This is a genomic window from Novosphingobium sediminicola, from assembly GCF_014196525.1.
GTDB lineage: Bacteria > Pseudomonadota > Alphaproteobacteria > Sphingomonadales > Sphingomonadaceae > Novosphingobium > Novosphingobium sediminicola.
The window spans coordinates 1-21,857 of sequence record NZ_JACIDX010000018.1; the positions used below are offsets into that span (position 1 = coordinate 1).

General features: G+C 60.3%; 17 protein-coding genes, 1 tRNA gene and 3 pseudogenes. 7 read left to right on the forward strand and 14 right to left on the reverse strand.

Annotation, left to right across the window (positions count from 1 at the left end):
- Positions 1–1,671: 1,671 nt before the first annotated feature.
- The gene (locus tag GGR38_RS19455) at positions 1,672–2,334 is read right to left on the reverse strand and encodes an RES family NAD+ phosphorylase (protein ID WP_183627866.1); all 663 of its coding nucleotides are present in this window, start codon (positions 2,332–2,334) and stop codon (positions 1,672–1,674) included.
- Positions 2,331–3,128, reverse strand: a complete 798-nt coding sequence (locus GGR38_RS19460; protein WP_183627868.1) for a hypothetical protein — start codon at positions 3,126–3,128, stop codon at positions 2,331–2,333. The genes GGR38_RS19455 and GGR38_RS19460 overlap by 4 nt, the downstream gene beginning before the upstream one ends.
- Before the next feature lie 477 nt (positions 3,129–3,605).
- Between GGR38_RS19460 and GGR38_RS19465 the strand changes: the two are divergent.
- Positions 3,606–4,414, forward strand: a pseudogene (locus GGR38_RS19465) (IS3 family transposase); the annotation flags it as partial.
- A 209-nt stretch (positions 4,415–4,623) separates the two neighbouring features.
- Here the strand turns inward: GGR38_RS19465 and GGR38_RS19470 are convergent.
- Positions 4,624–5,920 (reverse strand): annotated as a pseudogene (locus GGR38_RS19470) (IS110 family RNA-guided transposase).
- A gap of 153 nt (positions 5,921–6,073) precedes the next feature.
- Between GGR38_RS19470 and GGR38_RS19475 the strand changes: the two are divergent.
- Both GGR38_RS19475 and GGR38_RS19480 read left to right on the forward strand, forming a co-directional pair.
- Positions 6,074–6,436: pseudogene (locus GGR38_RS19475) on the forward strand (integrase core domain-containing protein); the annotation flags it as partial.
- A 68-nt stretch (positions 6,437–6,504) separates the two neighbouring features.
- On the forward strand, positions 6,505–6,840 hold the full coding sequence (locus GGR38_RS19480) for a helix-turn-helix domain-containing protein (protein WP_343059178.1): 336 nt from the start codon (positions 6,505–6,507) through the stop codon (positions 6,838–6,840).
- Here the strand turns inward: GGR38_RS19480 and GGR38_RS19485 are convergent.
- From GGR38_RS19485 to GGR38_RS19495, 3 genes are all read right to left on the reverse strand, one after another.
- A complete protein-coding gene (locus GGR38_RS19485; RefSeq protein ID WP_183628019.1) occupies positions 6,837–8,069 on the reverse strand; it encodes a tyrosine-type recombinase/integrase in 1,233 nt (410 codons plus the stop codon). The genes GGR38_RS19480 and GGR38_RS19485 overlap by 4 nt on opposite strands.
- A 195-nt stretch (positions 8,070–8,264) precedes the next feature.
- Positions 8,265–9,464: a tyrosine-type recombinase/integrase gene (locus GGR38_RS19490; protein ID WP_183627872.1), complete on the reverse strand. Its 1,200-nt coding sequence runs from the start codon at positions 9,462–9,464 to the stop codon at positions 8,265–8,267.
- 212 nt (positions 9,465–9,676) lie between these two features.
- Positions 9,677–9,750 (reverse strand) — tRNA-Gly (locus GGR38_RS19495).
- Positions 9,751–9,918: 168 nt separating this feature from the next.
- On the opposite strand from GGR38_RS19495, the gene GGR38_RS19500 reads away from it, so the two are divergent.
- Both GGR38_RS19500 and GGR38_RS19505 read left to right on the forward strand, forming a co-directional pair.
- Positions 9,919–10,422, forward strand: a complete 504-nt coding sequence (locus tag GGR38_RS19500) for a GNAT family N-acetyltransferase (protein WP_183627874.1) — start codon at positions 9,919–9,921, stop codon at positions 10,420–10,422.
- A gap of 108 nt (positions 10,423–10,530) precedes the next feature.
- The gene (locus GGR38_RS19505) at positions 10,531–11,094 is read left to right on the forward strand and encodes a murein L,D-transpeptidase catalytic domain-containing protein (RefSeq protein ID WP_246405063.1); all 564 of its coding nucleotides are present in this window, start codon (positions 10,531–10,533) and stop codon (positions 11,092–11,094) included.
- Positions 11,095–11,140: 46 nt separating this feature from the next.
- Here the strand turns inward: GGR38_RS19505 and GGR38_RS19510 are convergent, their stop codons facing one another.
- Positions 11,141–12,631, reverse strand: a complete 1,491-nt coding sequence (locus GGR38_RS19510) for a L,D-transpeptidase family protein (RefSeq protein WP_246405065.1) — start codon at positions 12,629–12,631, stop codon at positions 11,141–11,143.
- 175 nt (positions 12,632–12,806) lie between these two features.
- Between GGR38_RS19510 and GGR38_RS19515 the strand changes: the two genes are divergently transcribed.
- Entirely contained in the window at positions 12,807–13,718 is a 912-nt protein-coding gene (locus GGR38_RS19515) for a DMT family transporter (RefSeq protein WP_183627878.1), read from the forward strand.
- Between the two features lie 268 nt (positions 13,719–13,986).
- Positions 13,987–16,659: an aconitate hydratase AcnA gene (gene acnA, locus GGR38_RS19520; protein WP_183627880.1), complete on the forward strand. Its 2,673-nt coding sequence runs from the start codon at positions 13,987–13,989 to the stop codon at positions 16,657–16,659.
- A gap of 137 nt (positions 16,660–16,796) precedes the next feature.
- Here the strand turns inward: acnA and GGR38_RS19525 are convergent, their stop codons facing one another.
- From GGR38_RS19525 to GGR38_RS19555, 7 genes are all read right to left on the reverse strand, one after another.
- Positions 16,797–17,516 carry a PEP-CTERM sorting domain-containing protein gene (locus tag GGR38_RS19525; protein ID WP_183627886.1) on the reverse strand — a complete coding sequence of 240 codons (720 nt, stop codon included), beginning with the start codon at positions 17,514–17,516 and terminating at the stop codon, positions 16,797–16,799.
- A gap of 199 nt (positions 17,517–17,715) precedes the next feature.
- Positions 17,716–18,756: a Holliday junction branch migration DNA helicase RuvB gene (gene ruvB / locus GGR38_RS19530; RefSeq protein ID WP_183627888.1), complete on the reverse strand. Its 1,041-nt coding sequence runs from the start codon at positions 18,754–18,756 to the stop codon at positions 17,716–17,718.
- A gap of 13 nt (positions 18,757–18,769) precedes the next feature.
- Entirely contained in the window at positions 18,770–19,381 is a 612-nt protein-coding gene (gene ruvA / locus GGR38_RS19535) for a Holliday junction branch migration protein RuvA (protein ID WP_183627890.1), read from the reverse strand.
- Between the two features lie 317 nt (positions 19,382–19,698).
- Positions 19,699–20,175, reverse strand: coding sequence for a crossover junction endodeoxyribonuclease RuvC (gene ruvC / locus GGR38_RS19540; RefSeq protein WP_183627891.1), 477 nt, complete (start codon positions 20,173–20,175; stop codon positions 19,699–19,701).
- 69 nt (positions 20,176–20,244) lie between these two features.
- Complete coding sequence (locus GGR38_RS19545; RefSeq protein WP_183627893.1) at positions 20,245–21,009, reverse strand: YebC/PmpR family DNA-binding transcriptional regulator; 765 nt, start codon at positions 21,007–21,009, stop codon at positions 20,245–20,247.
- 103 nt (positions 21,010–21,112) lie between these two features.
- Positions 21,113–21,352 carry a DUF2312 domain-containing protein gene (locus GGR38_RS19550; RefSeq protein WP_172340234.1) on the reverse strand — a complete coding sequence of 80 codons (240 nt, stop codon included), beginning with the start codon at positions 21,350–21,352 and terminating at the stop codon, positions 21,113–21,115.
- Between the two features lie 120 nt (positions 21,353–21,472).
- Complete coding sequence (locus GGR38_RS19555) at positions 21,473–21,802, reverse strand: DUF1244 domain-containing protein (protein WP_183627895.1); 330 nt, start codon at positions 21,800–21,802, stop codon at positions 21,473–21,475.
- Between the last annotated feature and the right edge of the window lie 55 nt (positions 21,803–21,857).

Consider the following 21,857-nt stretch of genomic DNA (forward strand, 5'->3'; position numbering starts at 1 on the left):
AGTTCGCTGTTCTCTTCGGCGATCGTTTCGTTCGGGCCATGGCGGCCTGATGTTCAACCGCCGCCCCGTACACGGAATTCCTGACACTCCCCCCGTAGCTTCATAAGCGATTCGCTCAATCTTCCATTGGGCGAGCCAGCCTATCAGTTCCCTATGACCCTTGGCCGTGTTCGTGAACTGTCGTTCGCAGGCTGCAGGATAGGCAAACACATCAAGGGTTGCTTTGGAGATGTCGATGCCAACCGTCTGTGGTAGAGAGCTTTCCATCTTTCCCGCCGTCCTATTCTTGTCATCCGGGCCCGAAGCCCTGGTTTCCGTCCAGGCCTGTTGGAAAAGAAAGGGGTGATCACACTAATCGACGGTCCTTTATGACCGAGACAACTTCGATCCATCCCCTTCCGCCCGATCCGGGGTGGCCACCCCGGATCGGGCATCTCATGATGCCCCAGCAGGTAGAAATGTCATAAGACAAGACGACCCCATCACCATTGTCGCCCAAACCGGCTCTTCCGGGCACGACCCGATTGCGGACGTTCCAACTGTACATTACAATTTCACAATGAACTTCAATTGCACCAAGTTTGCTTTGTTCGCCGCTGCTGCACTTGGTCTATCCAGTCCGAGCGTCAGCCGCATGCGGCCTACGTCAGTCTCGCCTCGTGACCTCGTTGGCACGTGGGCGGTGCTTCACGGCAACACAAAGTCTGACGCTTGCTTGTCTGATTTCATATCAGATTTTTTACCGGATGGCAGGTACGGTGGAGACATGGAAGATGGCGTGTGGAGTTTGTCTGGCGATATTTTGACCGTAAAAATACTTCGTTCAAATTATGATACAGGCGGGGAAGGCCCGATGCGCCGTCTCCGTCGGCCGGACGTCCGAAGAATTCACGTCTCGAGAAGACGAAATGGTCAAATTAATTTCGACCATGACATTGCAGTCAGATGTTGATTTCGGCCGGTTACCATAGCGCAAGACGTCCGCTCCCCCTGCCTTAGCCGACTTCAGGGCGCCGTTGCGCTTCCCTGAAACCGGCCGCTCGTTGTCTCGACCACAACCTGAACCAATAGCCGCTTTGGATTGGCAGGACCGGGGCCTCTAGGGCCAGAATGTTGGGGGGAGCGGACGTTTCTAACGCGCTGCATATGGGCAATTTGGTGCAAAGAAAAGTATGTAGGCCACGCACCCCATGAGCAGCATTAAAGTTGCCTTGGTGAGCAATTTCCGCAATGATACCGAGGCGCTAGGAAATGGCCACATGCGAATACCAAGAGCGATACCACAGGCTCCGATAACATCTCCGATGACAGCTTGCCATCCCATGTAACCGCAGCGCCACTGACCACCCCACGCGATAGCATTGAACAGCGCTGCAGGAAGCAGTAAAAACCCGGCAACAACAAGAGCGGAAACTCGGCTAACCATTTCTGATGGCTATCTAGCTTTATCAATGTCCGCAATGGGGTCGTGTCCGGAACGGCGCTTATCGTCGGAATATGGTGGAAACCCGTCGTCCCTCGCTGCTCAACTGTCTGGCGGCTTCCGGCGCATAACCTGTCGGTCGGCTAGCGACCATTTGTAGCTGTTAAAAGAGCAGGAGTTCGAAACCAGTTGCTGCCGTTCTTTGGCATGGTGAGCTGGTCATTATCGCGCTTGACCGCTTCGCGCGCTCACGGCTTGATGATATCGATCCCGGAACGGGCGGCGAGGTCGGTCACGAGCTGCAGGGTCGTCGGGTCCGAGATAATGTCCACGGAAGAGAGCGGATTGAGGTCGCCAATGGCAACTCTATCGCCAAAGAGGAGCATGGCACGGTCCTCGTCGTATTTGTTTGACGTCCACACCATCCCGCCCACTGTCGGTCCAGAACCGTGAATAGCGGGCGACCAAAGCTGTGTCTGCGGATAGCAGGATTTCGGAGTATCGATCAGCTGGCCGCGGACCATATGCCATTTGAGCAGGTCAGCCGTGAAGAGCTTCGCTACGTCGATGTCGCGCGCCACCTCGACGGTCGAATAGACCAGCTTGGCGAGATCGGTCCAATAGACCGACTTGAAAAGCGCTGCTGGCTCAATGTCGTGATAGAGGGTCTCATAGATCGCGCATTCGAGCGATGTTGCGGCGTAGGCCGTAGGCACGAATTTGCCGCCGACCCTGAATGGGGCGAAGCGTGTGTTTCCAAAGCCTGGATTAAAATCAATCGCTCCGAACCGCTTGTCGTGAATGCGATGGATCACGGTACTTTTCGTGAGCGTATGAAGGTTGCACGACAGAGGAGACGGCGGCGGGGGCACTGTGGGCGGCGTGATGCCGCCCGATGAGGCGGCCGTCATCCGTCAACCGCTTCGCTTTGCTCGTGCGCCGCCTTGACCACACGCTGTGCGGAATCCAGCATCTCATATGGCGCCCGGCCATCGAGCCAACTGTTGGTCGATACGAACCAGAAGGCCGTCTCCCAGGGAGAAAGGTCATCCGGCAATGCGCCCAAGATCTGCTGAATGACAGCTAGCGGCTTGCCATCCTTGAACTGGAAGCCCGGATAGCGCTCCTGCCCCCGCCAACGGATCGAGAAAATCTTTTTCTCCGATTTCCACCGGGTTGCCGTCTGGCTGCGGTTACGTGCCGAATGGCCAGCCGCGGTCGCGAGTTCGTCGCTCGACAGGGTCTCGATCTTGTCCATGAAGCGCATTCGTGCGGTCGCGTTCATCCTATCGATCTGCTTTGTCGTGCGAGCGAGCGGATCATGTGTCTCGACGAGCGCGTCGACGAGCTTCTCGATGGTCTGCTCTGAATGCCTACTTTTTACGTCGGGCAAAATCCGGCCAATCTGCGCGAGCAAATCCAGCGACTCGTCGACCACCACGGCCTGACGATTCAGCCTATTACGTAAAACCGTCCCCACTATGCGTTCAATGAACGCTCGGTCCGTGAAGAACTCCCCAACCTTCTCTCCGGTTGAGGCCGTGCCACGCTTTTGCCCAGCACCAGTCCGAACGCGTAGTCCCTTGGGCGCGGCTTGCGCATTCGTCACGACAAACGCCGACGTCAGATCGAGCGTGAGCTCAGCCGCTAATGCGCTGACGTCGTCAATGAGGACGCGCTTCGGAGAGTCGGTCTGGATAGCCATGCAGGGAAGTTAGATCAGTGATGATGAAAAGTAAATAACGCAATTCACGATGAAGCCGGGTTGAGGGAGCCGCGCGGCAGGACGACTGGCTCGCAACAGCCACTTCGTCATCTCAGGATTGCATGCCATCTTTGGCTATCGTGACCCGGACCGGGGGCAAAAGCGGTCGATCCGTTATCTCGCGCTTATTCCCGGAAGCGGCCCGATGGATAAGTCCAATTCAGGCCATGCTCCGTTTGCCGAGGGTCCCGCCGAAACGGCCGCTTCAGTGCTGGCTGATCGACGCCTTCTGCACCTTGGAAGGGGGCGGCTTCCGTCCGGCGGCTCGATGACGCTCAATCGGCAGCTCCTGTCAGATCCGGACGTTCACTTCACCACAGAGGAACGGCGATACCTGGGGTGCAACCGGACACTGACGTGACCCCCTGATTTTCCTCCAAGCTTGATTAGAGTCCGGCCTGATGGAAGGACGGACGAATGAAGCGAGCAAGGTTCACAGAAGAGCAGATCATCGGTGTGTTGAAGGAGCAGGAGACAGGCGCGAAGACCGCCGACCTGGCTCGACGCCACGGCGTATCGGAAGGGACCATCTACAACTGGAAGGCCAAGTACGGCGGCCTTGAGGTGTCTGAAGCAAAGCGGTTGCGGGCGCTTCAGGATGAGAATGCCAAGCTGAAGCGGTTGCTGGCCGAGGCGATGCTCGACAATGCTGGTCTGAAGGACCTTCTTTCAAAAAATTGGTGACGCCCGCTGCCAAGCGAGAGGCAGTCGCCCATCTTCAGGTGTCCATGGGGATGAGCGAGCGGCGGGCGTGTCGTGTCATAGGCGCTGATCGCAAGAGCATGCGCTACCGGCCTCAGGGGGATGATGATGCCGAGCTTCGGGGGAAGCTGCGCGAGCTTGCTCAGCAACGCCGGCGGTTTGGCTATCGTCGCCTGCATATCCTGCTCCGGCGGGAGGGTATCGTGATCAACCGCAAGAAAACCCAGCGCCTCTATCGAGAGGAGAAGCTGGCAGTTCGACGACGGCGCAATCGGCGCCGCGCCATAGGTGCGCGGGCACCGGCGCCGGTTCTGGCGTTGCCCAACCAGCGCTGGAGCCTGGATTTTGTCCATGACCAACTGGCTTCGGGGCGCCGGTTTCGCGTGTTGAACATTGTAGATGACGTGACCCGGGAATGCCTGCGGGCGGTCCCAGATACCTCGATTTCGGGGCGCAGGCTGGTGCGGGAACTGACCGATCTGATCGCTGAGCGGGGCAAGCCCCGCATGATCGTCAGCGACAACGTCCTAGGTCGTGAAGCAGCACCGGAAAACGGCCTGCAAGTCTCGTTGCGCCGATTGTGATAGGCGCTGGTTTCATTCTGATCCAGATGGCTTCCATCGTCAAGGAATGCACTCTCGGCCATAGCAAACACAGGATCCAGCGGCCGTACTGGTCGTGGTCCTCACCGTCCTTAAAATGAGATACCGATGCCAGATGGAAGGCCCGAACATTATCTACAGGGTCGCCGTAGCGCCCTCACGGCGCGACAGAGAGGGGTCCTTCCATCTGGTGTCCGCCCGCTCAACGAACGGACGGTACTCGGCTCCCGTCTTGATGACGGCGTGCGCGACGCGCGCCATCTTGGCGGTGAGTGCAGTCATCGCCTTGCGGCGGCGATCGGGGTCATTACCGTAGCCGGCGACGTATCGTCCGAGCTTGTCACGGAAGCTGTTGTCGCGCTGGCGGACGGCAACTTGGGTCGCCATCCAGAAGGTACGCCGTAACCGGGCATTGCCGTACTTCGACAGCTTGGTTCGCCCGCGGAAAGTGCCCGACTGACATGTGGCCAGGTCGAGCCCACAAAACTTCAGGAATTGGCGGTGATGGTTGAAGCGCCGCAGATCGCCGGCCTCAGCGAGGATAGTGAGTGCATTGATCGGGCCGATCCCAGGGATCATGCGCAGGAGCTGGTAATCGCGGTTGCCGCTGAGAATGGCATGGGCAGTTCGCTCGATCTCGTCGCGTTGCCGGATCAGGCTGCGCGCCTGCGCGATCACCATGCGGAACATTGCGATCGAGACGGAATCTTCCTCGATCGGCAGTGCGATGGATGCGCAGGCGGTCTCATAAATATCGTTGAGCAACCGGGCCTTGGAAACCTTCCGGCCGACCAGTGCCCATGCCTCACGTGCGAAGCCTTCCTGACCAAGCGCAGTCATGCTTGCCGGTGTGGGAAACCGCTCCAGCAAGGCCAGAAACCAGTCCGACCTGCTGTTGCCGGCGAAACGTTCGATCTCCGGAAAATACAAAGGCAGATAGTGGGTCAGAATGCGGTGCCAAGTCTGGGTCTTCGCCTTGGAAATTGCCTCGTGCGTCTTCGACATATCCTGAAGATCGTTAATGCCGGCAGCCAGCGGATCGACGTAACGCTGAGTTGCACCGATCCGCAGCATGTGCAGGATCACCTGGGCATCCTTGGAATCGTTCTTGTCCCAACCGTTGTGCAGGGCTTCCCGCGTCCGTGCCAAGGCGACCGACGAAATCAGCCGCAGCTCGAAACCGGCAGCAAGGAGGCGGTGAGCCAGTGCCCGGTGATAGTTGCCGGTCGCTTCGAAGCCGACGACAATCGGCCTGCCGATATCCGTCAGATCATGTGCAAGCCGGTCGTAGTCCGCCTTCGTTGCCATGACCGTCATGCGGCGACGTCGTCCGCCCTCGGGACGTTCAATTAGAACCTCCTGGCGGTGCTTTGACATATCGATGGCTACCAGCATGGCGTCGGCGGGAGTAGAACTGCGCTTAGTCATGGTCGGTCAGTCCCCAAAGTGTTGAGTCGACAACTTCACTTTAGAGACCTGCTGGCCGGTCATGACCGCCTTGATGAAGCCGGCGGGCGCTACGCGCCCTTGTCTCCATCAAGGCGAATGCTGCCTTCAAGGGGTAGCTTCCCAATGTGCTATGGCCCGGAATTCATCTCCAATGCCGTGCTTGCATGGTCTGGAGAGGCCGGCGTGGAGTGGCATTATATCGCGCCGGGCAAGCCGATGCAGAACGGCTATGTTGAGAGCTTCAACGGCCGGATGCGTGACGAACTGCTCAACGAGACGCTGTTTCTCAACATGGATCATGCCCGCGTCCAGATTGCGGCCTGGGTAGAGGATTACAACCAGGAACGACCACACTCATCCCTTGGCTACGAAACTCCGGCGGCGTTTGCCGCCAAACTGCATAAGCAATGGCCTGCTGCGCTGCGCCCTACGGGCTCCGCTCCACAGGCCATTGCTTCAAACGCGCTCATGCGCAACAAAGCTGCTGGCCTCTAATCCCAACTGGCGGAAAGCTGGGGGTCACGTCACACAAGGTTAATTTCCAACGGCGGTTGTATAAATGCATGCCCACCAAGGAAGAAGATTTCCTCCACGTCATTTTGATGATAACTTCCTTCAATGGCGGGCTGACCATCCATCAGAATGGATATGCCCAAATGAAGGATTCCGTATCATCCAGCCATCTTCTGGCTACTCGGTTGAATGCTGTCTCAGACATTAATAGGCCGATCACTCTTCGCGTATCCGAAGTCCAGCGGATAACCGGCCTTGGACGAACGAAGATCTACGCGCTCATTACCAATGGCGAACTTTCCATCGTCAAGATTGGTAGGGCCACATTGATCCCGCTATCCAGCTTGGAGGCATTGCTGGAACGTGGCCAGCAGCATCGCAGCTAATCATGCCAATGCTCTGGCAAAATTACCGAATCGCGTTGTTCCCGCAATGCATCAAGATAATTGGACCACCATTGCGCCATCTCAACGCGTTCATTCCAATGAGCTCCGCGATGATAGGCGGCGCGCACTTTGCTAACATCGCCGTGCGCCAGGGCACGCTCGATTGCGTCCGGCGACCATTTTCCCGACTCATTCAGCAAGGTGCTTGCCATCGCTCGAAAGCCGTGTCCGGTCATTTCATCGGTGGCATACCCCAAGCGGCGTAACGCGCCGTTGATTGTGTTTTCGCTCATCGGACGCGCCCGGCTTCGTACTGACGGAAATACATAGCCCTTCGGGCCGCTAAGACTACGAACATCCTTCAGCAAATCAACAACCTGATTCGAAAGAGGCACGTGGTGAGCCTTACGCACCTTCATTCTTTCAGCAGGTATTACCCACAGCGCACCCTCCAGATCGATCTCACTCCAGAGAGCTTGACGCAGCTCACCGGGCCTTACAAAAACATGGGGCGCTACTTTGAGCGCCAACCTGGCAACTCCAACGCCTTGGTAACTATCAATATCTCGTAGTAATTTGCCAACCTTGTGAGCCTCGGTTATCGCGCCGTAATGTGTGACCTTCGGAGACGCCAGAGCGCCACGCAGATCGCGGGTTGGATCGGATCTGAGACGAGCGGTGGCAACGGCGAATCTGAACACGCTGCCCGCCAACTGCAATGCGCGACGCGCGCTTTCAAGTTTCCCCCTACGTTCGATCTTGCGCACAGCTGCCAAAACGTCGGCGGGCTCAATGTCAGCAATAGCCATCCGCCCAATCGAGACCGATACCAGGCTCAATAAATGCTCGCAGCGCTCAGCCGTTGCCGGAGCCCAAGGCTTGTAGCCATCGCCTTTGCGCTTTTTGCAATATTCAGCAGCGAGCAAAGCAAATGAATTTCCGGCCAGTTCCTGCCTGCGAAGCTTTTCTCGACGCCTTTCGCGCGACGGATCAGAGCCTGCAGCGATCAATTCACGAGCCTGATCACGCCGCTTGCGGGCTTCGGCAAGCCCCACCGAAGGATAGATACCTAATCCTAGCTTCTTCTCCAGTCCCTCAAAACGATATTTGAAGCGCCAAAGCTTACTTCCTGTAGGCTGCACCTGCAAAAACAGACCCAACGAATCACCTATTTTATAGGACTTTTCGCGCGCCTTTGCGTTACGAATTGCAAGATCACTCAAAGCCATTGTTCGATGCTCCACGAAGTGTGCTCCGCAACCATTGCCAGAATCAAACAGCACCACCTCCACCACCCTTCAAAATTCAGATGGCGTCAAAATACGATGGCGAACACCCACGAACATCACTTCAATGAATATATGACATTTTAGGATTTTTATCTATAAATCAGAGATTTTCGGAGATTTTTTAAGCCGCTATTTTTACGAATCCTTACTTCGCAATTTATCGAGATAGTTACCCCACCACTGAGCCATCTTCACACGTTCTTTCCAATGGGCACCGCGGTGGTAAGCGGCCCGCACTTTGTCGCTGTCGCCGTGAGCCAAGGCACGCTCAATTGCATCGGGAGACCACTTGCCGCTTTCATTCAGCAAAGTTGAGGCCATGGCCCGAAAGCCATGCACGGTCATTTCGTTGCTGGAATAGCCCAATCGTCGCAGGCTAGCGTTGAGCGTGTTATCGCTGATCGGGCGCTCCCGAGTGCGAACCGAAGGAAATACATACCTGGATGGCCCTGAAATCTTAAGCGCATCACGAAAACGGGCAACTGCCTGGACGGACAGAGGGACGTGATGCTCCTTGCGCATTTTGGTTTTCTCGGCAGGAATAATCCAGACCGCTGTATTCAAATCGATCTCGCTCCACATTGCGTGACGAAGCTCTCCTGGCCGGACAAATACATACGGAGCAAGCTGCAATGCAATCCTGACAACTTCTCCACCCTCGTACCCATCAATGGCACGCAGCAGTGCACCAACACGACGAGGCTCTGTAAGAGCTCCGTGGTGCATGACCGTTGGCGAGGAAAGAGCTCCGCGTAAATCACGCGTCGGATCGGATTTTAGCTGCGCAGTTGCCACCCCGTAACGGAATACCGCACCAGCAAGTTGCATGGTGCGGCGAGCGCTCTCCAGATTACCCCTACTCTCGATATTTCGGATGGCAGAGAGTACATGGATCGGCTCAATTTCGCCGATCATCATGTCACCGATCGAACCCAGCATCAAACTCAACAGATATTGATTCCTTTTTGCGGTCTCATCTCCCCATTTATTGTCACCATCACGTGCTCTTTTCATGCAGTACTCTTCAGACAATGACCGAAACGTTCCTTCGCCATTACTCTCTTTTGAGATATTTACGCGCTGCTTTTCGCGGGAAGGATCAACTCCGGCCGCTACGAGCTCACGAGCCTGAACATGGCGTACGCGAGCTTCGCCTAGACTGACGTCCGGATAGCCACCCAAGGCGAGCAGCCTCTCATGCCCATCCATCCGGTATTTGAAGCGCCAAAGCTTGCCTCCAGCCGGAGTGACCAAAAGAAAGAGCCCCCCACCATCGGCCAGCTTAATGGCCTTTGGGCCCGGCCTGAAGTTTCTAATTGCCATATCTGTGAGCATGTTATTTCCTCGCATTATCAAGGTATTAGACCCAAGATACCCCCAACCTTGGGGGTATCGACTATGACGAGGCGGTGCATACCCCCAGCGGGGCCCCCACAGTCAGGTGACTGTGAGGGAATGCAGGCGAACGCCAACGGCCCTGATAAGGCGAAATATAGCAGGTTTTCTGTGCTTTAGGAGGTGATGGAGAACGCTGCTGGTTCGAGAATTGGAGCGGGTGAAGGGAATCGAACCCTCGTATTCAGCTTGGGAAGCTGCTGCTCTACCATTGAGCTACACCCGCGAGCGCGTGGAAAGCATCGGGGCCTTCGCTTGCGGTGCCTGATACGGGGAATGAACCCCTCAGACAGGCGGGCCGATTGCCACACTCCGACGGCATCGGTCAACCCAAGTTTTTGTAAATTTACGCCTGATGCTGTTCTTGATCGCCAATCGGGCTACACCTTGCGGCATGACCAACACGATCCGCCCCGCTACGCCCGATGACATTCCCCTGATCGCGCAGTTGATCCGCGATCTGGCCGACTACGAGAAGCTTTCGCACGAGGTCCGGTTTGACGAGGCCGCGCTGATGCGCCACCTGTTCGGCCCGCATCCGATGGCCGAAGTGGTAATCGGCCAGATCGACGGGACGCCGCAGGGTTTTGCGCTCTTCTTCCATAATTTCTCCACCTTCGAGGGCCGTCCGGGCATTTATCTGGAGGATCTCTATGTCCGCCCCGCCGCGCGCGGCTCGGGGCTGGGCAAGGCTTTGCTGCTCCACCTGGCCACTCTGGCGCAGGAAAGAGGCTGCGCGCGGCTGGAATGGAGCGTGCTCGACTGGAACACGCCTTCGATCGAATTTTACCGCCGTATGGGCGCAAAACCGATGGAACAATGGACGGTGATGCGCGTTGATGGCGCGACTCTGGCTCAACTCGCCGCTGACTCGCGTGATTCCATCGCAGGCGAATAGAAAAATTTACCCCGTTGCCCTAGGGCAACAGACATGGGAATCGCGAATCAGAATAACGTGTTGAGCCGTCGTGCATTGTTGGGTGGACTGGCCCTTGGAGGGGTCGCCATGGCCACTCCATTGCGTGTTGCCGCACAGGCTTCGGGCCTCTCCGAATATGAACGCCGCGTGGTGGGCATCGCCATGCGCGAGCGGGATCGCGTCGGCGCGATGCTGGCTCGCCCCGATGTCGTGGCCATTGCCGACTTCAGCAAGCCTTCGCATGACGCGCGCCTGCACTTTGTCGACATGGTCGGCGGGTCGGTGCGTTCGCATCTGGTGGCGCATGGTCGCGGGTCGGATCCGGCCCATGTCGGCTGGCTCAAGCAATTTTCGAACAGCGTCGGCTCCTTCGCCACCTCGCGCGGGGCCTATCTGACCGCGGGCCAGTATGAAGGCAAATATGGCGCCTCGATGCGGCTGCGCGGGCTGGATCTGGACAATTCCAATGCGTTTGACCGCGCCATTGTGATGCATCCGGCCTGGTATGCCGCGCCCGACATGCTGGCCAAATTCGGCAAGCTGGGCCGTTCGGAAGGCTGTTTTGCCATGGCGCCCGAGGATTTCAGCCTTGTGCTGGGTCATCTGGGCGCGGGCCGCCTGCTTTACGCCGACCGCATCAGCGAAGCGTGATTCCGGCGCGGCGCCGCTGATTGGTTCAGCAGCGCCGCCGCCATGATTACAGCGGGTTATCCAGCTTGATCACTTCCTCATTGCTCTTGCGCTGAGTCGTGTGCAGCGCGCGCGGCGCGCGGAAACTGTCCAGCACCGGCCCGTCACGGCCATAAAGGTCATTGAAGCTGGCCAGCGTGCCATTGATGTCGCGGCCATAGGTGACATAGGTCAGATAGACCGGGAAGGTCCGCGTCATCGGCACCTTCTTGTACTTGCCCGCCTCGAACGTGGCGACGGCATCCTCCTGGCTCATCCCCGCGCCCAGAATCGCCATGGTCATGCCCAGTTCGACCGCGCGATCAGTGCGGATGCAGCCATGCGAGAAGGCGCGCACCTGAGCATCGAACAGTTTTTTCGAAGGCGTATCATGCAGATAGATCGCATGAGGGTTGGGCATGTCGATCTTCATCCGGCCCAGTGAATTGGTGTTGCCCGGCTGCTGCACAACCTGCAGGCTGCCATCCTCCATCCGCGTCACCTTATAACCGGCGCGCGGGCGGGCGAGCAATTGCTGGCCCAGCCCCTCGCCCACGACGATGGATTGCGGTACGGTCCATGTCGGGTTGAACACCACCGCCTCGACCTTTTCGGCCAGTTGCGGCGTGGCGGTGCGGCCCGGCTTGCCCACGATGGTGCGATAGGTGCGGATGTTGCGGCCGTTGACCGCAAGGCGAAGCTGGAACTCGGGCACATTGGTGATCAGATAGACCGGCCCCAGATCGCGCGGCAACCAGCGCCAGCGGTCCATATTGATGCGAATCGCATCGCGCAGCTTGGTCTGCGCCTTGGGCGTGGCGGCCAGCGCCTCTTTGAGCGCAGCATAATCAGGATAGGTCGGCGCAAGACCAGCCAGCGTGCCGGGCACGTCATGGTTGGTGGTGGCACGCTGCATCAGGGCGGTGGTGGGATTGTCATCCTGATCGGGATCGACGGCGAACCATTGCACCCGCGCGGTCATCGGCGTGCGTCCATCGCGCAGGTCCTCGACCAGCCATGCGAAACTCTTGCTGGCCTGCTGGTCCAGCGCATCCCCTGCCCCGGCCTTGATCGCGGCGCGCAGAGCATCGGGTTGATAATCGGCGGGAAACAGGCCCTCATCGCCAATCGCCATGATCGCGGCCAGCAGATCGCCCGCATCGGCCACGCTCCAGTTGACCACCGCTTCCTGCACCGGCGTAGCGCCGGGCGAAGGGCTGGGCGTGGGGTAAGGAGACGGCGTGCCGGAGGGTGTGGCCGAGGGCGTGGGCAAGAGCGTCGGTACGGGGCGCGGGCTGGGGCCGCCGGTGGGGCGCGGGCTGGGGGATGCGCTCGGTGATGCGCTGGGGCTGGGCGTGGGGGTGTTCATGCCTGCGGGGCGAACATTGGGCAGCTTGCCCAGACCCTGCTTGCCCTCGATGGGCCGATCCTGCGCCATGGCGGGATAAAGCCCGTAAAGCCCCGTCGCCAAAGCCAGAATCACCGGACCCGTCATCAGCTTGCGCGTGTTCTTCATCATTCAACGCCCCTTTTAGCCCGGCTCAAATCACTCAACTCAACGACAGCCAAGCACAGTTCGTCGCATACCATTCAGTATCACCCCTGTCTGTTGGCTGAACACCGCACGCGGCGCAAGCTCGACTTACCTTCTCATAGTGACGGCTTGGCGCAAGGCCGCTAGGATCTTAACGATCATGGCGCGCCCTTTGTTTCTTCCCCTTGTTGCCGCCGCATGCGGAATTGCCACTTTCAGCATCATGGACGCGCTGATGAAGCGGGCCTCGATCGAGGCCGGTGTTCATGCCGCCCTGCTGTGGCGCAACATCATCGGGGCAGGGATCGGCATTGTGGTGTGGCAAATCGTCCATCCGCGCGCATGGCCGGGGCGGCGGATGGTGATGCATGCGATGCGCGCCAGCGTGACCAGCGGGATGGCTTTCGCCTTTTTCTGGGGCATCGTGCGCACGCCGATGGCGGTGGGCATGGCGCTGTCCTTCATCGCGCCGATCATCGCGCTGTTCATGGCCGGTTTCGCGCTGGGCGAGGCGATCACGCGGCGCGCGCTGGGGGCCTCGGCGCTGGGGCTGCTGGGGGTGGGCGTGATCGGGCTGGGGCGGATGCAGAGCGGCGGCGCGATGGAGCCGCAGGCGTGGCAGGGCATGGCGGCCATCCTTGGCTCGGCGGTGCTCTATGCCGCCAATCTGGTGATGCAGCGCCATCAGGCGCAGATGGCCCCTCCGGCCGAGATCGCTTTCTTCCAGTCGCTGTTCACCGCGATGTTTCTGGCGCTGGCCGGGCTGATGGTCGGCCTGCCCCCTGTGCCGCAGGGAGAAGTGTGGCGCGATATCGGCGGGGCGGCAGGCCTGTCTTTCGTGTCGCTGATGCTCTTGTCATGGGGCTGGGCGCGGGCACCGGCGCATCGCCTGTTGCCGGTGGAATATTCAGCCTTCCTCTGGGCGGCGCTGATGGGCTGGATCTGGTTTGGCGAAAGGCTCGATATTTATACGCTGGGCGGCGCGGCGCTGGTGGTGGCGGGATGCTGGGTGGGCGCCGGCGGGCATGAGGGCGGCCAGAAGGGCGATCATACCGAACAGGTGGGGCTTTGATCCGGGCAAAGGGCTTTTGCGGCGATTTCTCCGACAAACTTAGGGCCATTTACGCTTATTTCCGATAACAATTCGCAATAGCAACAATATCGCAGCAACCTGCCCCTCTTCATTCCTTTTTCCACCTTTCGCGCCCTTGACGCGGGGCGGAATCACGCGCATCGGCCCTCATGCTGCAACCGCCCAAAGGCAGGGCGAGAACGCGCCTGAACGCGCCTTTTCGTCTTTTTTTCGTCTCTGGGCCAATTGAGGTGAGGAAGACGCCCGTATGACCCAGGTCGGACAGGACTCGCTCGGCACCCGCTCGAAACTGAGCGCCGGTGGCAAGGAAGTCGCTTATTATTCGCTGAAGAAGGCCGCCGAAAAGTTTGGCGACATCAGCCGCCTGCCGTTCTCGATGAAGGTGCTGCTGGAAAATCTGCTGCGCTTTGAAGACGGCGGTTTCACCGTTTCGACCGCCGACATCCAGGCGATCGTCGACTGGCAGAAGAACCCCAGCGAATCGTCGAATGAAATCCAGTACCGCCCCGCGCGCGTGCTGCTTCAGGACTTCACGGGCGTGCCCTGCGTGGTCGACCTTGCCGCGATGCGCGATGCCATCGCCACGCTGGGCGGCGACACCTCGAAGATCAACCCGCTGGTCCCCGTCAACCTCGTCATCGACCACTCGGTGATGGTGGACGAATTCGGTCACCCCAAGGCGTTCGAACAGAACGTGGAGATCGAATATCACCGCAACATGGAGCGCTATGACTTCCTGAAGTGGGGTTCCAAGTCGCTCAACAATTTCTATGCCGTTCCCCCGGGCACCGGCATCTGCCACCAGGTGAACCTGGAAAACATCGCGCAGGCGGTGTGGACCAGCGTTGACCAGAACGGCGAAACCGTCGCCTATCCCGACACCTGCGTCGGCACCGACAGCCACACCACCATGGTCAACGGCCTTGGCGTGCTGGGCTGGGGCGTGGGCGGCATCGAGGCCGAAGCCGCGATGCTGGGTCAGCCCGTATCGATGCTGATCCCCGAAGTGGTCGGCTTCAAGTTCACCGGCAAGCTCAAGGAAGGCGTGACCGCGACCGACCTCGTGCTGACCGCCACCAACATGCTGCGCAAGCATGGCGTGGTGGGCCGCTTCGTCGAATATTTCGGCCCCGGCCTTGCCGACCTGTCGCTGGCCGACCGCGCCACGCTGGCCAACATGGCCCCGGAATATGGCGCGACCTGCGGCTTCTTCGGCATTGACGACAAGACGCTGGACTATCTGCGCCTGACCGGCCGCGACGAAGGCCAGATCGAACTGGTCGAAGCCTATGCCAAGGAACAGGGCTTCTGGATCGACCCCGCCGTCGAACCGATCTTCTCGAGCACGCTCGAACTCGACCTCTCGACGGTCGTTCCCTCGCTCGCCGGCCCCAAGCGTCCGCAGGACCGCGTCTCGCTTCCCGAAGTGGACGACGTGTTCAACGCCGACATGGCCAATGTCTATAAGAAGACCCAGCAGCGCGTGGCCGTTGAAGGCAAGGACTTCACCATCGGCGATGGCGACGTGACCATCGCGGCGATCACCTCCTGCACCAACACCTCGAACCCCGGCGTGCTGGTGGCGGCTGGTCTGGTGGCCAAGAAGGCCAACGAACTGGGCCTGAAGCCCAAGCCGTGGGTCAAGACCTCGCTGGCCCCCGGCTCGCAGGTTGTCACCGACTATCTCGACAAGGCCGGTCTGACCCCGCATCTCGATGCCGTGGGCTTCAACCTGGTTGGCTATGGCTGCACCACCTGCATCGGCAACTCGGGCCCGCTGGCCGAACCGATCAGCAAGGCGATCAACGAAAACGGCCTTGTTGCCGCCGCCGTGATCTCGGGCAACCGCAACTTTGAAGGCCGCGTCTCGCCTGACGTGCGCGCCAACTTCCTCGCTTCGCCGCCGCTCGTGGTGGCCTATGCGCTCAAGGGCACGGTGATCGAAGATTTCACCACCACCCCGATCGGCGTGTCGAACGAAGGCAAGGAAGTGTTCCTCAAGGACATCTGGCCGACCAACGAAGAAGTCGCCACCACGATGGCCGGCTGCATGGACCGCCCGATGTTCGTCGCGCGCTATGCCGACGTGTACAAGGGCGACAAGCACTGGCAGGCGATCAACGTCACCGGTTCGGAAACCTACAAGTGGCAGGCCGGTTCGACCTATGTCGCCAACCCGCCCTACTTCGAAGGCATGACCATGGAACCGGCCCCGGTTCAGGACATCATCGAAGCCAAGCCGCTGCTGATCCTGGGCGATTCGATCACCACCGACCACATCAGCCCCGCCGGCAACATCAAGGCCGACAGCCCCGCTGGTGAATGGCTGATGGAGCGTCAGGTCGCCAAGGCCGACTTCAACAGCTATGGCGCGCGCCGTGGCCACCACGAAGTGATGATGCGCGGCACCTTTGCCAACATCCGCATCAAGAACGAAATGGTCCCCGGCATCGAAGGCGGCATGAGCCGCTATGGTGAAGAAGTCGGCGCCGTGTTCGACGTTGCCCAGAAGCACAAGGCCGACGGTACGCCGCTGGTCGTGATCGCGGGCAAGGAATATGGCACCGGTTCGTCGCGTGACTGGGCCGCCAAGGGCACCAACCTGCTGGGCGTGCGCGTGGTGATCGTGGAAAGCTTCGAGCGTATCCACCGCTCGAATCTGGTCGGTATGGGCGTGCTGCCGCTGCAGTTCAAGGATGGCGAGAGCCGCCAGAGCCTTGGCCTCGACGGCGACTGCTCGTTCACGATCCACGGCGTTGCTTCGCTCAAGCCGCGTCAGGACGTGACCGTGGAAGTCACCCGCAAGGATGGCACCAAGTTCACCTTCACCGCGCTGTGCCGCATCGATACCGCCAATGAAATCGAGTATTTCAACAATGGCGGCATCCTGCAGTACGTGCTGCGCAAGCTGGCCGCGTAAGCGATCGCTTGATGCCAAAAAGAGGGGGCGGCCTTCACGGGCCGCCCTTTTTTGTGGGCTGATGGTTGGGATAGCCATAAAAAAGGCGCCGCCGGGATGGGTCCGGGCGGCGCCTTTTTATACGCGGATGGCGGGTCTCAGGCGGTCTGAGCCTTGCCCTTGCGGCGGCGGGCAAACATCGCCCCGGCCGCCCCGCCAAACAGCAGCAGCATCGGCGGAGCGGGAACCTGCGTGCCGCCGGTGGTGCTGGTGGTGCCGCCCGTGGTCGTTGTGGTCGTCGTGCCGCCCGTGGTGGTGGTCGTGCCCCCGGTCGTGGTGGTTGTGCCGCCGGTGGTCGTGGTCGTGGTCCCTCCGGTGGTGGTCGTGGTGGTGCCGCCGGTTGTGGTGGTGGTCGTGCCGCCCGTGGTAGTCGTGCCGCCCGTGGTCGAGGTCGAGCCCGAGGTGGAACCGCTGGAGTTCACCACAATCACATTGCCGCTGGTCCCGCCAAAGAAGCCACCGATATAGCCGCCGCCAAAGCCCCAATTGCTGTAATAGCCGCGCGCGCGCTCTGCCGAGAGCGGGCTGGGCGCGGGGGCGGGCGTGTTGGGCGTCAGATCGGCGGCGGGCAGGCCCGGCGGCGGCATGGTCACCATCGCGGTGCGGGTCACGGTCTTGGTGCAGCAATCCTTTTGCACCACCACCGTGCGGGTCACCACCTGCTTGCGCACCACCGGGGCCTTATGCGCCTTGGCGTGTTTGACATATTGCGGTTTGTTGCTGCTGGCCTTTTCGGCGATATGCACCGCCCCGCCGCCAATCAGCGCGGTGCCTGCCACCAGACCGGCAACTTTGGCGAGCCCCAAACGAACCGACATAACAATCTCTCTTTCCTGTGGTCGGCAGAGGCTTTTCATCCATTCGGACGAAAGGCGATTCTGCCCTCACCAGAGAGATCATGCAGGAGCGGCAAGGGAACAACCGCGTGAAGGCGGCTGGACTGTCCTGAATCGGGATTGCCCCGGATTCATCAGGATTTAACCATCCTCCGTCCCACTATGGTACAGGAATCGCGGCTCACTCGCCCTCATCGGCATCGAACAGTCCGCCCTGCGGCCCCTGTCCGCCGGGCGGGGTCATGCCCAGATGTTGCCAGCCACGATCATTGAGACAGCGTCCGCGCGCGGTGCGCGCCACCATGCCAAGCTGGATCAGGTAAGGCTCGATCACTTCCTCGATCGTATCGCGCGGTTCCGACAGGCCCGCCGCCAGCGTGTCCGCGCCCACCGGCCCACCCTTATAGATGTCCGCGATCATATGGAGATAGCGGCGATCCTGTGCGTCAAGGCCCGCATGATCGACCTCAAGGCGGGTCAGCGCATTGTCGGCGATGGTCTGGGTGATCACCTCGCTGCCCGCAACATGGGCGAAATCGCGCACCCGGCGCAGCAAGCGCCCGGCCACGCGCGGCGTGCCACGCGAACGGCGGGCGATCTCTCGTGCGCCCTCGGCCGCAATGCCAATGCCCAGCAGGCCAGCCCCGCGCGAGATAACGCGTTCGAGTTCGTCCACGCTGTAAAATTGCAAACGGACCGGAATGCCGAAACGGTCGCGCAATGGCGTTTGCAGCAGCCCCGCGCGCGTGGTCGCCCCGATCAGCGTGAAAGGCGGCAGGTCGATCCGTACCGAGCGCGCCGACGGCCCCTCGCCGATCATCAGATCGAGCGCACGGTCCTCCATCGCGGGATAGAGCACTTCCTCGACCACCGGATTGAGGCGGTGGATTTCATCGATGAAGAGCACATCGCCATGCTCAAGATTGGTGAGCAGCGCGGCCAGATCGCCCGCCTTGGCGATCACCGGACCGGAGGTGGCCTTGAAATTGACGCCCAGTTCGCGCGCGATGATCTGCGCCAGCGTGGTCTTGCCCAGCCCCGGCGGGCCGAAAAACAGCGTGTGATCCAGCGCCTCACCGCGCGACTTGGCCGATTCGATGAAAACGCGAAGGTTGTCCTTGGCGGCCGCCTGCCCCACGAATTCGGCCAAAGATTTAGGACGCAGCGCCGCGTCCATATCCTCAATCTGGCGATGGGCGGAAAGGAGGGGGTTATCGGTCATTCATAAACACCCATCACGCGCTCGCCTTCTTCAACGCCACGCGGATCAGCGCGGAAACCCCCGCCTCCTCACCCAGTTCGGCGATGGCGGCGTCGGCGGCGCTGGCGGCGATGTTGGGTTTGAAGCCGAGGTTCTGCAAGGCCGAGACGACATCGCCCGCGACATTGCCCTCCGGCAGGCTCACCCCCGCCGAGACCGCCGCGCCGGCAGGGCCAGCCGGCAATGCCCCCGCCTTGTCCTTCAGTTCATTGACGATGCGCGCGGCCAGCTTCGGCCCCACGCCATTGGCCCGCGCGACCATCGCAGCATCTCCGCCAGCACAGGCGCGCTGCAATTCCTCGACCGTCAGCGCGGACAGGATCGCCAAGGCCACCTTGGACCCCACGCCCTGCACCACCGTCAGCAGCTTGAACCACGCCCGCTCCCCCGCGCTGGTAAAGCCGATCAGGCGCATGTCCGTCTCGCTCACCTGCATCTCGGTATACACCGTGCAGGCATCGCCTCGAATGCCCAGCGCCGTCAGCGTCCGCCCCGAGCAGAACACCAGATAGCCCACGCCATTGACGTCAATCACAGCCCAGTCGGGGCCGAAGTCGTCCAATATGCCGGTCAGTTTCGCAATCATGCGCGCACCCTAGACGGGGGAGAACGATTTGGGAACATTTTTTGACAGGGAGGGGAAGGTTTGCCTCCGGCGGGCAAAGGGACTCGTCCCTTTGCAATCCCATTATGGGGTGGCGCGAGGTTGGCCAAGGTGTGGATGGAGCCGATGTTTTTAAAGCCTGCGGCGCGGCAAGCACAGCGCCAAAAGCGCCGCAGGCTTTAAAATTCAAACCCCACACCAATCCACCAACGCCGCCCCCACAGCGCAACCAAGACAGTATCGGGATTGTTAAGGGCCCCCGCCCTTAACCCGCCGGAGGCACCAACTCCCGGCAAACCTTACAAATGCGCCCCCACATGATGCGCATGCGTAATCGCCACCGCCAGAGCATCCGCCGCATCCGCCCCGGCCAGCTTTACGCCGGGCAGCAACACCTTGAGCATATGCTGGACCTGCTCCTTGGCCGCCCCGCCCGTGCCGACCAGCGCCTTTTTCACGACCTTGGAAGGGTATTCCGACACCGGCAGCCCAGCCCGCGCAAGCGACAACAAAGCCGCCCCCCGCGCCTGCCCCAGCTTGAGCGTCGATTGCGGGTTCACGTTGACGAAGATTTCCTCGACCACGCCGAAGTCGGGCTTGTAGATCTCGATCACGCGCGCGATGGTCGTGTCCAGTTCGAGCAGGCGCGAGGCCATCGAGGCTTCTTTGTCGGTGCGGATCTGGCCATTGGCGACATGGCTGATGCGGCTGCCCGATTTGGCGACGATGCCCCATCCGGTGCAGACGAGGCCCGGGTCGATGCCTAAGATTATCATGCAGGCCCTATAAAGCAAAAGGGCGGGAGGATCATCCCCCCGCCCCTTATGGGATCGCGGAAAACCGGATCAGCCCAGCGTGGCCATCACCTCGTCGGGGATTTCGTAATTGCCCCAGACGGTCTGGACGTCATCGTCTTCTTCAAGCACGTCGATCAGCTTCAAGAGCGTGGCCGCCGCATCGGCATCGACCGAGGCCTTGAGCTGCGGGCGCCATGCCAGCTTTACGCCTTCGGCTTCGCCCAGCACCTTTTCCAGCTCACGCGCGACGGGGTGGAGCGAATCGACCGCAACCCAGATCGAGTGGCTGCCGGGGTTTTCGTCCCCATCGCCCATATCCGATTCGACGTCTTCGGCGCCGGCCTCGATCGCCGCTTCCAGCACCTTGTCCTCATCGCCCACGCTGGCGGGATATTCGATCAGGCCGAGGCGGTCAAAGCCATGCGACACCGCGCCGCTGGCGCCAAGGTTGCCGCCGTTCTTGGCAAAGGCGGTGCGCACATTGGTGGCGGTGCGGTTGCGGTTGTCGGTCAGCGCCTCGACGATGATCGCCACGCCGCCCGGACCATAGCCCTCGTAGCGCACTTCTTCATAGTTTTCAGCATCGCCCTTGCTCGCCTTGTCGATGGCGCGCTGGATATTGTCCTTGGGCATCGACTGGGCCTTGGCCGCGTTGACGGCGGCGCGCAGGCGCGGGTTCATGTCCGGATCGGGCATACCCATCTTGGCCGCCACGGTAATTTCGCGCGAAAGCTTGGAGAACTGCGCCGAACGCTTCTTATCCTGAGCGCCCTTGCGGTGCATGATGTTCTTGAATTTGGAATGGCCTGCCATGGATCACTTCATATCGCTATGTGTGGAGTTGGCAGCGCCGATAGCCGAGATGCAGGCTTTGAGCAAGGCGGGGGGCAGAAATCCGCCCCCCGCCCAAGATCGATCAGTCGATGCCCAGTGCGTTGAGATAGACTTCGAGGATCGCTTCCATTTCCTTGCGGTCATCCGGCTTCATCTTGCGGATGCGGACCACCTGGCGCATCGCCTTGGGGTCATAACCGGTGGCCTTGCCTTCGTTATAGACGTCCTTGATGTCGTCGCTGATGCCCTTCTTTTCTTCTTCCAGACGCTCGATACGCTCGATCAGCAGGCGCAGGCGTTCGTCAGCAGCCATTTCAGCCATGGGTCAAATCTCCGAAATTGGTCAAAGTTGAGAATCGATTTGCCCGGCCAGATAGCGGGGCAGAGCCTCAAGGGGAATACGGGGGGCGAGTAATCCCCAGCGTTGCGATCAATGCCGCCATCAATGCCCCGGTGCGTTCTTGGCCACGCTCTCCTTCATGCGCGTCATCTGCTCCGGCGTCGCCTCGGTCTGATACCGGCTTTTCCATTCATCGGCGGGCATGCCGTGGATCAGTTCGCGCGCCGCGCCCTTGTCGAGCGGAGCGCCCGCCGCTACGATCCAGTCCGCAAGACAATTGCGGCAAAAACCGGAGAGGCCCATCAGGTCGATATTCTGTGCATCATGACGATGGCGCAGATGGCGGACCAGCCGACGAAAGGCGGCGGCGGCATGTGCATCATCAAGTTCATCGAGCGGATCGGGAATCGTTTGTTGTGCATTCATATTCATGGGTCCATCCGGGTTGAGTTGTTCTTGGGTTTGCAATCAGCCTTTGCCATAGGCT

Bases quoted from the DNA above. Each gene is read 5' to 3' on its own strand.
- ruvC (WP_183627891.1), bottom strand. From the start codon at position 20,175: ATGATAATCTTAGGCATCGACCCGGGCCTCGTCTGCACCGGATGGGGC.
- GGR38_RS19525 (WP_183627886.1), bottom strand. From the start codon at position 17,516: ATGTCGGTTCGTTTGGGGCTCGCCAAAGTTGCCGGTCTGGTGGCAGGC.
- GGR38_RS19515 (WP_183627878.1), top strand. From the start codon at position 12,807: ATGGCGCGCCCTTTGTTTCTTCCCCTTGTTGCCGCCGCATGCGGAATT.
- GGR38_RS19550 (WP_172340234.1), bottom strand. From the start codon at position 21,352: ATGGCTGAAATGGCTGCTGACGAACGCCTGCGCCTGCTGATCGAGCGT.
- ruvA (WP_183627890.1), bottom strand. From the start codon at position 19,381: ATGATTGCGAAACTGACCGGCATATTGGACGACTTCGGCCCCGACTGG.
- GGR38_RS19490 (WP_183627872.1), bottom strand. From the start codon at position 9,464: ATGCTCACAGATATGGCAATTAGAAACTTCAGGCCGGGCCCAAAGGCC.
- GGR38_RS19500 (WP_183627874.1), top strand. From the start codon at position 9,919: ATGACCAACACGATCCGCCCCGCTACGCCCGATGACATTCCCCTGATC.
- GGR38_RS19505 (WP_246405063.1), top strand. From the start codon at position 10,531: ATGGCCACTCCATTGCGTGTTGCCGCACAGGCTTCGGGCCTCTCCGAA.
- GGR38_RS19555 (WP_183627895.1), bottom strand. From the start codon at position 21,802: ATGAATATGAATGCACAACAAACGATTCCCGATCCGCTCGATGAACTT.
- ruvB (WP_183627888.1), bottom strand. From the start codon at position 18,756: ATGACCGATAACCCCCTCCTTTCCGCCCATCGCCAGATTGAGGATATG.
- GGR38_RS19485 (WP_183628019.1), bottom strand. From the start codon at position 8,069: ATGGCTTTGAGTGATCTTGCAATTCGTAACGCAAAGGCGCGCGAAAAG.
- GGR38_RS19460 (WP_183627868.1), bottom strand. From the start codon at position 3,128: ATGGCTATCCAGACCGACTCTCCGAAGCGCGTCCTCATTGACGACGTC.
- acnA (WP_183627880.1), top strand. From the start codon at position 13,987: ATGACCCAGGTCGGACAGGACTCGCTCGGCACCCGCTCGAAACTGAGC.
- GGR38_RS19480 (WP_343059178.1), top strand. From the start codon at position 6,505: ATGCCCACCAAGGAAGAAGATTTCCTCCACGTCATTTTGATGATAACT.
- GGR38_RS19545 (WP_183627893.1), bottom strand. From the start codon at position 21,009: ATGGCAGGCCATTCCAAATTCAAGAACATCATGCACCGCAAGGGCGCT.
- GGR38_RS19455 (WP_183627866.1), bottom strand. From the start codon at position 2,334: ATGACGGCCGCCTCATCGGGCGGCATCACGCCGCCCACAGTGCCCCCG.
- GGR38_RS19510 (WP_246405065.1), bottom strand. From the start codon at position 12,631: ATGATGAAGAACACGCGCAAGCTGATGACGGGTCCGGTGATTCTGGCT.